Genomic DNA, 14,553 nt, shown 5'->3' with positions numbered 1-14,553 from the left:
CGTGCTTGGGTCGGCGGCGTTTGCCAGGGCAGTTAAGATTTCCTTTTTAATCAGACAGGGTACGGTGGATGGTTTCAGCATTAATCTCGTTTGCACTTTTTTTAGCCTCAATTTTAATCTACCGCACCCGTGCCGCCGCCAACCGCTGGTGGCTGGCCACCCTGTTGACGCTGCTGGGCAGCTATCTGATCCTCAACGTGGTGCTGATCGCCAGCAACTACTTTACCGGTGACGGCATTACCGATGCGGTGATCTACACCCTCACCAGCAGCCTGAAGGGCGCCGGCGTCGGCAAATACCTGCTGCCGTTTGTCGGCCTGCTGGCGGTGCTGGCGCTGATCTTCACCCTGCTGACCTGGAGTCTGGTACGGCGCAAGGCGAAAAGCAGCAGCGTGGTTTACAGCGTGCTCGCCGTGCTGCTGGCGCTGTTTTCCGTCGGCACTACTCCCGCCTTTCAGGACATCTCGCTGTTGGTGAAGAGCCAGATTAGCGGCGATACCGCCGACTTTGACACCTATTACAAAGCGCCGAAGAAAACCGTACAGGGCAAAGCGCCGAACCTGGTGTATATCTATGCTGAAAGCCTGGAGAGAACCTACTTCGACCAACAAACCTTCCCCGGCCTGACCGACGAACTGAACCAGCACCGCGAAAACAGCATCGACTTCAGCAATACCCAACAGCTGCCCGGCACCGGTTACACCATCGCCGGTATGGTGTCCTCACAGTGCGGTATCCCATTGTTTGCCCCCTTTGACGGCAACGCCTCCAGCGCGGTATCCACCTTTTACCCGGAAAACGTCTGCCTGGGCGACGTGCTGAAATCCGCCGGGTACGACAACTACTTTTATCAGGGCGCCGAGCTGGCCTTCGCCGGCAAAGACACCTTCCTGAAATCGCACGGTTTTGACCATGCCTACGGCTTTAAGGAATTACGCGGACAGGTCAGCGACCCGGGCTACAAAAATGACTGGGGCTGGTACGACGATACCGTGCTGGACGTGGTGTTCGACAAGTTCGTCGAGCTGTCGAAGCAGAACAAAAAGTTCTCGCTGTTCGCCTTGACCGTGGACACCCATCACCCGGACGGCTTTATCTCCGCCAGCTGCAGCAAAAAGTCGTTCCGTTGGCAGAATAAAGAGAATCGGTCGCTGAGCGCAGTGGCCTGCAGCCAACAGCATATCGCCGCGCTGATCGACAAAATCAAGGCGTCCGACTACTTCAAAAATACCGTTATCGTGGTGTCTTCTGACCATCTGGCGATGAACAATACCGCCTATGACATCCTGACCAAGCAGAAACGCCGCAACCTGTTCTTTATTATCGACGGCACCCGCCCGCAGACCGCGCTGCATAACGAGAAGCGCAGCACGCTGGACAACGGCGCTACCGTGCTGGACGTGATGGGTGGCGATAACTACATTGGCCTCGGTCGCAGCAGCCTGTCCAGCCCAACGCTGGCGACGTTGTTTTTGAATATCGACGAAAAAATCAACGCCTGGAAACCAGCGGTGGTCAAGCAATGGGGCTTCCCGAACAGCATCACAAACTACAGTCTCGACGATCGGGGCAACCGCTTTACCTTCTCCGGCATCACCTTTAAGGTGCCGTTTATTCTGAAGGTGACGGACAACAAAATTGAGCCGATGTTTAACGTCTACCTGTCCACGCCGCTGAAAAAACAGCTTGCCGGACTGGGGGCGGGCGAGAAATTCGTCTGGGTCGACAAGTGTTATGAAATCGGTCGGGTGTGGTCGCCAGAACTGGCGTTGAGCACCGACACCTGCATCGCGTCGGGCAGCCTGGCCGCCCCACCGCACATCGTGCAGGCCAAAGGGGGCAGCTATCGCGGCAAAATAGACTTTGAGCGTCCGCCAAACGATAGCATCGCCACCTACCAAAGCGCCGTCGACAAGCTGAAAGTCGACGACGCCGCCGTTAAATACCACGCGGACGCCATCGCCTTTATGCTGCCGGGCATGCCGGAACAGGTGAAGGCGATCACCGGCGTTTCCAGCGTCGAAGACTGGGGCCGTTGGTCAGACGCCAACCTGGCGCCGACGGTGAATATTGATTACGTCGATCCCCTGCCATCAGCATTCGATCTGGTGCTGCGCGCCCGCGCCTACGGTAAAAACGTCGGCGAACCTATCTCGGTGCGCGTCGGCAATCAGGAACAGTTTGTGACGCTCAGCGAACAGGACACCACCGTGACGCTGCGCTTCGACAACCCTGCCGGAGCCAGAAACATCAGCATCACGCCGCCGGCCCCCACGGAGCCACAAGAAGGTGCCAGCGGCGGTTTTGTACCGAAGAAACTGGGTATTGGCCTGGTCTCGCTGAAAGTGGAACAGGCTGCCCCCGCTTCCTGATCATCGCGCTGCATGCGGCGTCCGCGTTATTCGGGGCGAATTTATTCGCCCCCTGCCGTTTCTCCAAAGCTTTTGCGCCCATCTTCGGCTAACCTGTTGCTGTGAATTGATATCGGCATCCGTATGCCTCCCCGCCGCATAGCCGGGAGAACCAAGGAGAGAGTATGAGCAGTCAGCAATCCGGCACCGGCCTCACCCCCGCTCAGGCAGTCGAACAACTGGAAGCGCTGTATGTCGCCTCGGTTGAGGCGCTGCGCCAGGCGGTCGGTGACTTTATCAGCCATGGCAGTCTGCCCGACGCGCAGACCCGCGCGGCAGGGCTATTTGTTTACCCTGAGCTGCGCGTCAGCTGGGACGGAAAATCGCCCGGTCAAACCAAAACCCGCGCCTATGGCCGTTTCACCCACACCGGTTGCTATACCACCACCATCACCCGCCCGCATCTGTTCCGCCATTATCTGACCGAACAGTTGACCATGCTGGCCGGGGAGTACGATGCGCATATCGAAGTGCGGCCGTCACAGCAGGAAATACCTTTCCCTTACGTGATCGACGGTTCAAACCTGATGCTGGATCGGTCGATGAGCGCCAGCCTGGCGCAGCATTTCCCCACCACCGAGCTGGCGCAAATTGGCGATGAGACTGCCGATGGCCTGTTTCACGCCACCAGCACCTTCCCGCTTTCGCACTTCGACGCCCTGCGCGCCGACTTTTCGCTGGCGCGGCTGCGGCACTACACCGGCACCCCGGTGGAGCATTTTCAGCCCTTCGTGCTGTTCACCAACTACACCCGCTATGTGGATGAGTTTGTCCGCTGGGCCTGCGCCGAAATAGCCGATCCGGCCAGTCCTTATATTGCGCTGTCGAGCGCCGGCGGCATCTATATCACGCCGGAAACCACCGCACCGGATCAGGCGGTCTCCGACCTGGCGTGGAAAAACCACCAGATGCCGGCCTACCACCTGATCTCGCGCACCGGCCAGGGCATCACGCTGATCAATATCGGCGTCGGCCCCTCCAACGCCAAAACCATCTGCGACCATCTGGCGGTGCTGCGCCCCAGCGCCTGGCTGATGATCGGCCACTGCGGCGGCCTGCGCGAAAGCCAGTCGATTGGCGACTACGTGCTGGCGCACGCCTACCTGCGGGACGACCACGTGCTGGATTCGGTGCTGCCACCAGATATCCCGATCCCCAGCATTGCCGAAGTACAGCGTGCGCTGTATGACGCCACCAAAATGGTCAGCGGCATGCCCGGCGAAGAGGTAAAACAACGCCTGCGCACCGGCACCGTGGTCACCACCGACGATCGCAACTGGGAGCTGCGCTATTCCGCTTCGGCGCTGCGTTTTAACCTCAGCCGCGCCGTCGCGGTAGATATGGAAAGCGCCACCATCGCCGCTCAGGGCTACCGTTTCCGGGTGCCTTACGGCACGCTGTTGTGCGTATCCGACAAACCGCTGCACGGTGAAATCAAGCTGCCCGGCCAGGCCAACCGCTTTTATGAAGGGGCCATTTCGGAACACCTGCAGATCGGTATCTGCGCTATCGACCTGCTGCGCGCCGAGGGCGATCGCCTGCATTCCCGCAAGCTGCGTACCTTTAACGAGCCGCCGTTCCGCTGATGATGAAGGATCTGGGCCCGCTTCGGCGGGCTTTTTAACTTTTCATACTCAGATCGTTGATGTACCGACCGCAAATCTGTTACAACAGCGGCTCTCATTCCCCAGACATCACCACACATATGATTGTCAGACCTCAGCAACACTGGTTCAGGCGGCTCTTCGTCTGGCACGGTTCAGTGCTATCCAAAATTCTGTTTCGCCTCAGCCTTAACGTGGCGATGTCCATCGTCGCCGTGCTGTGTTTTCAATGGTACGAACATCTGGGGGTCAAACTGACCCTGGCACCTTTCAGCCTGCTGGGCGTGGCGATCGCTATCTTTCTCGGCTTCCGCAACAGCGTCAGCTATGCGCGTTTCACCGAGGCGCGGTTGCTGTGGGGCAGCCTGCTGATCGTTGAGCGCTCGCTGCTGCGCCAGATCAAGAGTCTGCTACCGCAGCAGGATCAGGCGGCGCGCGAGTTTGCCGCCCTGCTGATCGCGTTCAGCTACTGCCTGAAACACCAGCTGCGCGGCACCGATAGCAGCGCCGACCTGCAACGGCTGCTGCCCAACGTCGATCTGCGAGCGATAGAAAACAGCATGTCCCCCTGCAACCGGCTGCTGTTGATGATGGGCCAATGGCTGGGCGAAAAACGACAATCGGCACAGCTGTCGGACATGCTGTTTCACAGCATCGACCAAAACCTCAACCGGCTGTCGGAGATCCTCGGCGGCTGCGAACGCATCGCCAATACGCCGATCCCCTTTGCCTACAGCCTGATCGTTCATCGCACGGTCTACCTGTTCTGCACCCTGCTGCCTTTCGCGCTGGTGCCGGATCTGCATTACATGACGCCGCTGGTGTCGGTGTTTATCTCCTACACCTTCATCTCGCTGGACTCGCTGGCAGAGGAACTGGAAGATCCGTTCGGCACCGCCGCCAATGACCTGCCGCTCAATGCCATGTGCAACGCGATTGAGATCAACCTGCGCGAAATGAACGACGAAACGGATTTACCGGCGGCCGCACAGCCGGACAGCCGTTACCAGCTCAGCTAACCGGCAACCACGTCAGGCGCGGTGAAGGCCGCGCCTGTTGGCAAAGCCCTTACTCGCGCCACCCGCCGCCCAACGCACGGTAAAGATCGACGAGATTGGTCAATCGCGCCAGGCGCGTATCCACCAACACCTGCTGCGCCGCATACAGGGAACGCTGGGAATCCAGCACGGTCAGGTAGTTATCCACGCCCTGCTGAAAACGCTGCTGCGACAGGCTGTAAGCGCGTTGATTGGCCGCCACCAACTGCGTTTGCGCCCGGATTTGCTCATCCAGCGTGTCGCGACCGGCCAGCGCATCGGCGGTTTCGCGAAATCCCTGTTGTATCGCCTGCTCATAACGCGCCACCTCAATGCGTTTTTGCACCTCCGCCAGATCCAATCCCGCACGCAAAGAGCCGCCGGAGAAGATAGGCAGCGAGAGCTGCGGCACAAAACTCCAGGCACCGGAACCGGCAGAAAATAAACCGTCCAGGCCGGCGCTGGCCGTGCCGCCGAAACCGGTCAGGCTGAGGGACGGAAAGAACGCCGCCCGCGCCGCGCCGATATTGGCATTGGCGGCGCGTAGCTGATGCTCTGCCGCTCGGATATCCGGCCGCCGGGTCAGCAAATCTGCCGGCAGCCCGGCCGGAATGGTTTCCGGCAACAGATCGTCCGGCAAGGTGCTGGCCTGCGCCAGACGCGAACTCATCGCCGAGCCCAACGGCTGCCCAACCAACAGCGTCAGGGCATTGGTGTCCTGCCGAACCTGACGCCGATACTGAGCCAAATCACGCTGCGCCGTCCGTACCCCAACCTCCGCCTGGCTGCGATCCAGTTCGGTCGCCACACCGAGCTGGAAGCTTTGTTCCACCAGCCCAAAGGCCGCCTGCTGTGAGCTCAGCGTTTCCTGCGCCAGCGCCAGAAGTTCGCTATCGGCGCGTAGCGTAAGATAAGCGTTGGCGGTTTCGGCGATCAGCGCCAGTTGCGCGGCGGCCCGGGTTTCATCCTGTGCCAAATACAATTCCAACGCCTGCTGGTTGAGGCTGCGAAGCCGCCCGAACAGATCCAACTCCCACGACAGCGCTCCCCCGACCTGATAGCTGCGCCCCACCGCAGACTGCCCGCCTGCGGACAGACTGCCCGGGGTACGCTGTACCGAACCACTGCCCTGCGCCGCCAGGGTGGGCAGCGTATCTGCCCGTTGAATGCGGTAGTTGGCGCGAGCCGCCTCCACGTTCAGCGCCGCAATGCGCAAGTCACGGTTATTCGCCAGGGCCTGCGTAATCAGCGTTTGCAGCAGCGGATCGCGGTAAAACTCACGCCAACCGATAGCCGCTGCCGTTCCGTCGACCTGCGCGACGCCATAATCCGGATAGGCTGGCGCTACCGGCGCAGCGGGGCGTTGATAGTCCGGCGTCAACGAGCAGCCCGTCAGGGTGGCAGTGGCCAGCATGATAGCCAAAAGTTTTATCATGGCTCGGCTCCCGGCGCCGGGGCAGTTATCTCCGCTTCATCCTCCGCCCGGCGGCGTTCGCTGAGCCGTTTCACCCGAAACAGCCGCAGCATGATGACGAAGAATGCCGGTACGAAGAAAATGGCCAGGAAGGTGCTGGTCAGCATGCCGCCGATCACCCCGGTGCCGATGGCATTCTGACTGCCGGAGCCCGCCCCGCTGGCAATCACCAGCGGCACCACGCCGAGAATAAACGCCAGCGAGGTCATCAGGATCGGCCGCAGCCGCTGTCTGGCGGCCTGCACCGCCGCCTCTACCGGACTGGCGCCGGCTTCGAAGTGCGCCTTGGCGAACTCCACGATCAGAATGGCATTTTTGGCCGCCAGCCCGACGGTGGTCAGCAACCCCACCTGGAAATAAACGTCGTTGGCCAGCCCACGCAGCAACGTGGCCACCACCGCGCCAATCACCCCGAGCGGCACCACCAGCATCACCGCGCTGGGCACGCTCCAGCTTTCATACAGCGCCGCCAGACACAGGAAGACCACCAGCAGTGAAATCGCATAGAGTGCCGGTGCCTGGGCGCCGGACAACCGTTCTTCAAACGACAGTCCGGTCCAGTCGTAGCCCACGCCGGGCGGCATGGTGGCGGCAATGCGTTCCATTTCTGCCATCGCGTCGCCGGAGCTGAAGCCCGCCGCCGGTTCGCCCTGCAGGTTAAACGACGGTGCGCCGTTGTACCGATTGAGTTTCTGCGCACCGTAGGCCCATTCGGCGCTGGCAAAGGCGGAGAACGGCACCATATCGCCGTTGTCGTTACGCACAAACCACTGTTCCAGATCCTGCGGCAGCATGCGTGACGAGGCATCTCCCTGCACATAAACCCGCTTCACCCGACCGCGATCGATAAAGTCGTTCACATAACCCGAGCCCCAGGCCAGCGACAGCGTGCGGTTAATCTCCGTGATCGGCACGCTGAGCGCCCGCGCCTTCTCGCGGTCGATCAGCAGTTCATACTGGGGCGCATCCTCCAGACCGTTGGCACGCACGTTGTTCAACACCGGACTCTGCCGGGCAGCGGCAAGGAACCTGTCGCGCGCCGCCAGCAATGGCTGATGCCCAATGCCGCCACGATCCATCAGTTGGAAGTTAAAGCCCGCCACGTTGCCCAATTCACGTACGGCCGGGGGCGAGACCACAAAGATACGGGTATCGCGAAAGTCGCGTGCGAACATGGCGTTGAGGCGGGCGGCGACCGCGTCGGCCTTTTGCGAGGCGTCCGGCCGTTGGTCCCAGTCATGCAGGCGAATAAACAGGGTGCCGACGTTCTGCCCGCGCCCGCCGAAGTTAAACCCGGAGATAGCGAACACCGAACGCACACTGTCCTTCTCCATTTTCAACAGGTACTCCGTGGCACCGCGCAAGGTGGCCTGCGTCCGTTCTGCGGTGGCCCCGGCCGGTGCCTGTACCTGCGCGAACAACATGCCCTGATCTTCCTGCGGCAGGAACGAGGTCGGAATGCGGGTAAACAGCCAGCCGGTGGCAATGGCAATCACCAGATAAATCAGTATCAGCCGACGCGGGCGGCCCAGACCGCGCATTACCGAAGCCGCGTAATTGCGGTTGGCCCACTCGACGCGGCGGTTAAACCAGCCAAAGAAACCTTTGCGTGCGGCATGCTCTCCCGGCTTTACCGGCTTGAGCAGCGTAGCGCACAGCGCCGGGGTAAACACCACCGCCACCATCACCGACAGCACCATCGAGGAGACAATGGTGATGGAGAACTGCCGGTAGATCACGCCGGTTGAACCACCAAAAAACGCCATCGGCACAAATACCGCCGACAGCACCATGGCGATGCCTATCAAGGCACCGGTGATCTGGCTCATCGATTTACGGGTTGCCTGCTTCGGTGAAAGCCCCTCCTCATGCATCAGCCGCTCGACGTTTTCCACCACCACGATGGCGTCATCCACCAGCAGGCCAATCGCCAGCACCATGCCAAACATGGTCAACGTATTGATCGAGTAACCGAAGGCCGCCAGCACGCCAAAGGTCCCCAGTAGCACCACCGGCACCGCCAGTGTCGGGATCAGCGTGGCCCGGAAGTTCTGCAAAAACAGGTACATCACCGCAAACACCAGCACAACCGCTTCCACCAGCGTACGCACCACGTTTTCGATCGACAGGCTAATGAATGGAATGGTGTCATAGGCATCCACGGCTTCCATTCCCGGTGGGAAGAAGGGTTTCAGCTCCGCCAGCGTGGCACGCACCGCCTGCGCGGTTTGCAGCGCATTGGCACCGGTTGCCAGACGCACGCCCAGCCCGACCGCCGCATTGCCGTTGTAGTAGCTATCAATCGCGTAGTTCTGCGCGCCCAGCTCAATGCGCGCCACGTCGGCCAGGCGAACCCGCGAACCGTCCGGATCGGTTTTCAGCAGGATTTGACCGAACTCCTCCGGGGTCTGCAAGCGTGAGGGGCCAATTACCGTGGCATTCAGCTCCTGGCCGGGCAACGCCGGTTGTCCCCCCAACTGACCGGATGAAACCTCAACGTTCTGCTCCTGAATCGCATTGCTGACGTCGGTGGCGGTCAGGCTGTAGTTCACCAGCGCAGCAGGATCCAGCCAGATGCGCATCGCATAAGGCGCACCGAACAATTGGAAGTCTCCCACGCCGTTGGTGCGGCTGATCGGATCCTGTACATAGGAGGCGACGTAATCCGCCAGGTCCTGCCGGGTCATGCGACCATCCGTCGAGACAAATGCCATTACCATCATAAAGTTGGCGGTGGACTTGGTGACGCGGATCCCCTGCTGCTGTACCTCCAGCGGCAACAGCGGCTGTGCCAGCGCCAGCTTGTTTTGCACCTGTACCTGCGCGGTATCGGCATCGGTGCCCTGCGCAAAGGTCAACGCAATGCTCATGCTGCCGTCGGAATTACTTTCGGAGGAAATGTATTGCAGATTGTCGAGACCGTTCATCTGCTGTTCAATCACCTGCACCACCGTATCCTGCACCGTCTTCGCCGAGGCACCGGGATAGTTGACCTGAATGCTGACGGTGGGTGGCGCGATGCTTGGGTACTGCGCCACCGGCAGATTGGCAATCGACAGCAGGCCACACAGCATCATGATGATGGCCAGCACCCAGGCAAACACCGGGCGCTCGATAAAGAATTTAGCCATGCGCCGGCTCCTTACGAGTGCTGCTTAACAGCGTTGTGGCAGCCGGAGCCCACTCCACCGCATTGACCTGTGCGCCAGGCCTGACCTGCTGCACGCCTTCGACAATCACCCGATCGCCCGCCGCCAGCCCGGTCGACACCAGCCAACTGTCCCCCATCGCCCGTTCGGTGGTCAGTTCGCGCAGCTCAACCTTGCCCGCCTCGTTCACCACCAGGGCGGTCGCTTCACCGCGCGGGTTGCGGGTAATGCCCCGCTGCGGCACCAGCAGCCCACCTTGCGCGGCCATGCCCTCTAACAGCCGGGCTCGCACAAACATGCCCGGCAGCAGCTTGCGTTCCGGATTGGGGAATACCGCGCGCAGCACCACCGAGCCGGTGGAGCGATCCACCGTGATTTCTGAAAATTGCAATTTGCCGCCGTGGGCATAGCGAGAGCCGTCTTCCAGTGTCAGAGTGACCGCCGCAGAGTGAGGGCCGTCGGCCTGCGCAACCGCGCCGCTTTCCAGCGCATTTCTCAACCGCAAAAGTTGGACGCTGGACTGGGTCACGTCCACATAAATTGGATCTATCTGCTGCACCGCCGCCACCGCCTCGGCCTGCTGCGCCGTCACCAGCGCCCCTTCGGTCACCAGCGAACGTCCAATAATGCCGTCGATGGGTGACAGCACCCGGGTATAAACCAGATTGATACGTGCCGTTTCCAACTGCGCCTCCGCAGACTGCACGTCGGCCACCGCCTGCTGATGAGCGGCTACGGCGTCGTCATACACCTGACGACTGATGGCCCGGCTCTCTGCCAGCGGCCGGTAACGTTGAATCAACAACGCGGCGGTACGCAGCTGTGCCCGCGCTCGCGCCAAGGCCGCATTGCCGCGATCGTATTCCGCCTGAAACAGCCCCGGGTCGATTTGGTAAAGCGGTTGCTGCGCCTTGACCTGTTCCCCTTCGGTAAACAGGCGTTTTTGCACTATGCCCCCGACCTGTGGCCGCACTTCCGCATTGCGAAAGGCGGCAACCCGTCCCGGCAGTTCACTGGTCAGGGGTATAGGTTCGTTTTTCAACGTTACCACCCCGACCCGTGGCGGTGGCGGCGGTGCCGTTGGCGGCGTATCGCGAGCGGCCACCACCAGCCACAAAGAGAGCGAAGTAGCGGCCACCACCACGCCGACAGCAAGAGAGGCGATTTTGAGGCTCATGAGTCCGTATCCTTTTAGATGCTGGGTCAAGGGTTGCGCGGCGCGCCATAAAGCGGCCAAAGGTTACTGTACGAGCGGCAAACTGACCTCAACGTGACCCGCAGATAACATTCGTGTCAGTTAACGCGTTTTTTATCCGGCGGCGGCGTTAGCTGACAAAAATGTCAGCCAGCCGTCAGCTTCACGACCGCATGGCTGTCATAAACTCATCACTGAACATGATGTCTTGTGGCAAGGTGGCGGGTTTCATGATTAATTAATCATCAGGTGATAATGACGGGAGTGGCCATGCGATTACTGTTGGTTGAGGACGAAGAAAAAACCTCGTCCTACGTTAACCGCGCACTGAGCGAACTGGGCTACACCGTAGACGTCGCCGGCGATGGCATTGAGGGCTTGCACCTGGCGGTGCAGCAGGACTATGACGCGGTGATCCTGGATGTGATGCTGCCGGGCAAAGACGGCTATGCGGTATTGGAGGGCCTGCGCGCCAGCAAACAGACGCCGGTGTTGATGCTGTCTGCCCGCGGTTCGGTAGACGAACGCGTCAAGGGCCTGCGCCACGGCGCGGATGATTATCTGCCCAAGCCGTTCTCGCTGATTGAACTGGTCGCCCGCATCCAGGCGTTATTGCGCCGCCGCACCAGCGACGGCATTGACGTCACCCAACTGCAAATCGACGATCTGCACGTGGATCTGCTGGCGCGGCGAGTGACCCGCGGCGGGGAGCGTATCGATCTGACCGCCAAAGAATTTGCCCTGCTCAGCCTGTTGGCTCGCCATCAGGGGGAGATACTGTCCAAAATGATGATCGCCGAACAGGTTTGGGACATGAACTTCGACAGCGACGCCAACGTGGTTGAAGTGGCGATTAAGCGCCTGCGCGCCAAAATCGACTCCCCCTATCCGCAAAAGCTGCTGCACACGGTGCGAGGCATGGGCTACGTGCTGGAAAATCGTCCGCTGCATCGCGATACGCCACGGATAATCGCCTGATGAAAATTTCCATTTCCAGCCGGATGGCATTGATGTTCGCGCTGACCATGGCGCTGATCATGCTGGTGCTGGCGCTGTTTCTGCGCAGTTCGCTGCTGACCTCGTTGCAAAACCAGATGCACAACGAGCTGCACTTTCGCCATTCGCTGGTCTCCCCCTTTATCGAAGCCAAAGGGACCACTCGCGACTGGCCAATGGTGCAACAAAAGCTCAATACCCTGTCCAACAGCGAAGGCAGCCAGGTGAAATACTGGGTGATCAGCGAGGATCCGCGTTACCGCTTCGGCGGTGTTCCCCCGCCGGGAACCCACTGGTCAAAACTGGCGGACGGTTTCGCCACTGCCGCTAATCCTGACGGCGATTGCCCGCTGTATATGCTGATCGCGACGCTGCCGCCGCTGGGCGCTCGCCCAGAGGTGCGCTATGTGGTGGCGATTGATTCTGCCCCCTATATGGGCACGCTGAGGGAGTTCACTCAGGCGCTGGTGGTGATTTCGCTGCTGGGGATTGGGCTGGCGGCACTGCTGGGCTACGCCATCTCGCGCTTCGGTATGCGACCGGTGCTCAATCTCAGTGAACAGGCGCACCGCTTGGTGCCCGGCACTACCGGCCAGCGGCTGGACAGCGCCACCTTACCGGCCGAACTACGCAACCTGGCGGAGTCTTTCAATGGCGTGCTGGCGCGCCAGGAAGTGGCCTGGCGGCAGTTGGAGAGCTTTAACGCCGACGTGGCGCATGAGTTGCGCACCCCGCTCACCAATCTGATTGGTCAAACCCAGTTGGCGCTGGCTCGCGAACGCAGCGTACAGGAACTGGAAGAACTGCTGCAGTCGAACCTGGAAGAGCTGGAACGCATGACCTCGATCGTCAACGACATGCTGTTCCTGTCCCACGCTCAGGCCGGACAATACGCTACCCAACTGAGCGAAGTGTCGCTGCGGGAAGAATCTCTGAAAACGGCGGAATACGTCGAACCTTCGTTTATGGAAAACGATTTGACCATTGAGATTTCCGGAGAGGTGCGGGCGCAGGTTGACCGGCGGCTGTTCCATCGTGCGCTGGCTAACCTGCTTGAAAACAGTGCGCGCCACGCCGTCGCGGGCAGCGCCGTTTCGGTACTGCTGCAGGAGCAGCGGGGATTTGCCGTCGTCGCCGTTGCCAACCAGGGCGAAACCATCGCCCCCGAGCACCTGAGCCGGCTGTTTGAACGCTTCTACCGCGTCGACTCTTCGCGCGTTCGCAGTGACATGCACCACGGTCTGGGGCTGTCCATCGTCCGCGCCATTGCGCTGATGCACCAGGGGGAAGCCTTCGTCCACAGTCTCGACGGCGTCAACACCTTCGGTTTCTCGCTGGCGCTGTCGCGGCCAGAGGAAAACCCGGCGCCACCGGCGCCAAAACCGCTGCCGGCGGCTCCCGCCATCGCCGAGGTTAAGCGGGAAAGCCTGTCGTGATTTATTGTACCAACGCCAACACGCGTTTTTCCTGACTGCGACTGGCGGCGATCGACAGCAGGATCTCTTTCACGACCAACGCCGGCGCCGACAGGGAGTGCTGTGCGGAAATGCACAGCGACAGCGGCACGCTAAGCGACGGAGCGTTGATTCGAGCCATCCAGGCCTTGGCCGGGCCAATCATCGCCCGCGCCACCGACTCGGGTAAAATGGTGGCCCCCAGGCCGCTGGCGATGGCCGCGCTCAAGGTGCTGGAGGACTCGATTTCACCAATCACATTGGCGGCCAGCTTGCGCACCGCCATGGCTTCATCCACCTGGGTGCGTACCACATCACCTTCGCGCGGCAGGAACAGATTCAGGCGCGCAACGTCCAGCAGATCAACGCTGTTACCCGGGTTCGGCACCGCACGCGTCGCCACCAGATAGAGATCTTCTCGCATCAGCGCGGTGGCCTGAAGGCCCGCAGGCATTTTGGCACCGTAGATCACCGCCATATCCAGACTTTGACCGGCAACCTGTCCGGCGAGCGTAGAGCCGATGTTCTCATTCAAACTGAGTAAGATACCCGGATGCTGATCGCGTACCGCCTGCAACAGCGGCAGCGCCAACTGTGATGCCAGGCTACCCGGCGCCAGCCCGATGGACACCTGACCGCTCATCGCCTGGCCGGCGCTGTTGACCGCGCTCTGCGCCTGTTCGCACTGGCGCAAAATGGTCTGGGCATGGGCATACAGGATGTTTCCGGCCTCGGTCGGCATCACGCCGCGCTTGGTGCGGATCAGCAGTTGCTGTTTCAGTTCCCCTTCCAGGGTGGCCAACTGCTGGCTGAGCGCCGGCTGCGCAATATGCAGCACCTCCGCCGCCTGGGTCAGGCTGCCGATATCGACGATTTTCACAAAATACTTCAGACGTCTGAAATTCATATTGCCTCCGTCATGCCGCTGAACTGCGTTGACAGAACGGCAGCAAGATCCGGGCCAGACCGACGAAATAAGAGAAGCCGTTAACTAATCACAGGAAAAATAAGAAAAAATGATGCTGGTGCTCAATGCCTCCCTGCGTTGGGCGACCCAGAACGGAGAAGGTTTGCACCAGCGTGAAGCACGCGGAGTGCAGCCTGTGGTCGCTCCTGAACCATTGCGCAGCAGAGCATCAATAAAAGCCATAAAAAGCAGCAGGTTGAATAATCTTGCAGCAAACGAAACGGCAAGGCGTTTTCAGGCTTTACAAGCCCGCATCACCCCGCTAT

9 protein-coding genes are annotated in these 14,553 nt (G+C 60.5%); 5 read left to right on the top strand and 4 right to left on the bottom strand.

What is annotated here, in order from left to right; translation table 11 throughout:
- Positions 1-68: 68 nt before the first annotated feature.
- The 3 genes from opgB (at position 69) to ACMGG1_RS08100 (ending at position 5,034) form a co-directional block, all read left to right on the top strand.
- Complete coding sequence (gene opgB / locus ACMGG1_RS08110; protein ID WP_273854385.1) at positions 69-2,372, top strand: phosphatidylglycerol--membrane-oligosaccharide glycerophosphotransferase; 2,304 nt, start codon at positions 69-71, stop codon at positions 2,370-2,372.
- 164 nt (positions 2,373-2,536) lie between these two features.
- Positions 2,537-3,997, top strand: a complete 1,461-nt coding sequence (locus tag ACMGG1_RS08105) for an AMP nucleosidase (protein WP_046373160.1) — start codon at positions 2,537-2,539, stop codon at positions 3,995-3,997.
- A gap of 119 nt (positions 3,998-4,116) precedes the next feature.
- Positions 4,117-5,034: a bestrophin family protein gene (locus ACMGG1_RS08100; protein ID WP_130016400.1), complete on the top strand. Its 918-nt coding sequence runs from the start codon at positions 4,117-4,119 to the stop codon at positions 5,032-5,034.
- A gap of 49 nt (positions 5,035-5,083) precedes the next feature.
- On the opposite strand, the gene ACMGG1_RS08095 is transcribed toward ACMGG1_RS08100, so the two are convergent.
- Genes ACMGG1_RS08095 through ACMGG1_RS08085 form a run of 3 tightly spaced genes read right to left on the bottom strand, consistent with a single transcriptional unit; the run spans position 5,084 to position 10,852 of the window.
- Complete coding sequence (locus ACMGG1_RS08095; protein ID WP_262244005.1) at positions 5,084-6,487, bottom strand: efflux transporter outer membrane subunit; 1,404 nt, start codon at positions 6,485-6,487, stop codon at positions 5,084-5,086.
- The gene (locus tag ACMGG1_RS08090) at positions 6,484-9,657 is read right to left on the bottom strand and encodes an efflux RND transporter permease subunit (protein WP_400826093.1); all 3,174 of its coding nucleotides are present in this window, start codon (positions 9,655-9,657) and stop codon (positions 6,484-6,486) included. Before ACMGG1_RS08090 ends, ACMGG1_RS08095 begins: the two co-directional genes overlap by 4 nt.
- The gene (locus ACMGG1_RS08085; RefSeq protein ID WP_400826094.1) at positions 9,650-10,852 is read right to left on the bottom strand and encodes an efflux RND transporter periplasmic adaptor subunit; all 1,203 of its coding nucleotides are present in this window, start codon (positions 10,850-10,852) and stop codon (positions 9,650-9,652) included. Before ACMGG1_RS08085 ends, ACMGG1_RS08090 begins: the two co-directional genes overlap by 8 nt.
- A gap of 288 nt (positions 10,853-11,140) precedes the next feature.
- Between ACMGG1_RS08085 and ACMGG1_RS08080 the strand changes: the two genes are divergently transcribed.
- Entirely contained in the window at positions 11,141-11,848 is a 708-nt protein-coding gene (locus ACMGG1_RS08080; protein ID WP_130016404.1) for a heavy metal response regulator transcription factor, read from the top strand.
- A complete protein-coding gene (locus ACMGG1_RS08075) occupies positions 11,845-13,302 on the top strand; it encodes a heavy metal sensor histidine kinase (RefSeq protein ID WP_400826310.1) in 1,458 nt (485 codons plus the stop codon). Before ACMGG1_RS08080 ends, ACMGG1_RS08075 begins: the two co-directional genes overlap by 4 nt.
- A 1-nt stretch (position 13,303) precedes the next feature.
- On the opposite strand, the gene nac is transcribed toward ACMGG1_RS08075, so the two are convergent.
- Positions 13,304-14,227: a nitrogen assimilation transcriptional regulator NAC gene (gene nac / locus ACMGG1_RS08070; RefSeq protein ID WP_122079815.1), complete on the bottom strand. Its 924-nt coding sequence runs from the start codon at positions 14,225-14,227 to the stop codon at positions 13,304-13,306.
- Positions 14,228-14,553 lie beyond the last annotated feature (326 nt).

This window comes from Serratia sp. BNK-12 (assembly GCF_047456085.1).
GTDB classification, from domain to species: Bacteria; Pseudomonadota; Gammaproteobacteria; order Enterobacterales; family Enterobacteriaceae; genus Serratia; species Serratia liquefaciens.
The sequence above is the reverse complement of the archived record's forward strand: the minus strand, read 5'-3'. Positions and strand labels throughout refer to the sequence as shown.

Coding starts and splice junctions, on each gene's coding strand:
- opgB (WP_273854385.1), top strand. CDS start 69: ATGGTTTCAGCATTAATCTCGTTTGCACTTTTTTTAGCCTCAATTTTA.
- ACMGG1_RS08105 (WP_046373160.1), top strand. CDS start 2,537: ATGAGCAGTCAGCAATCCGGCACCGGCCTCACCCCCGCTCAGGCAGTC.
- ACMGG1_RS08100 (WP_130016400.1), top strand. CDS start 4,117: ATGATTGTCAGACCTCAGCAACACTGGTTCAGGCGGCTCTTCGTCTGG.
- ACMGG1_RS08095 (WP_262244005.1), bottom strand. CDS start 6,487: ATGATAAAACTTTTGGCTATCATGCTGGCCACTGCCACCCTGACGGGC.
- ACMGG1_RS08090 (WP_400826093.1), bottom strand. CDS start 9,657: ATGGCTAAATTCTTTATCGAGCGCCCGGTGTTTGCCTGGGTGCTGGCC.
- ACMGG1_RS08085 (WP_400826094.1), bottom strand. CDS start 10,852: ATGAGCCTCAAAATCGCCTCTCTTGCTGTCGGCGTGGTGGTGGCCGCT.
- ACMGG1_RS08080 (WP_130016404.1), top strand. CDS start 11,141: ATGCGATTACTGTTGGTTGAGGACGAAGAAAAAACCTCGTCCTACGTT.
- nac (WP_122079815.1), bottom strand. CDS start 14,227: ATGAATTTCAGACGTCTGAAGTATTTTGTGAAAATCGTCGATATCGGC.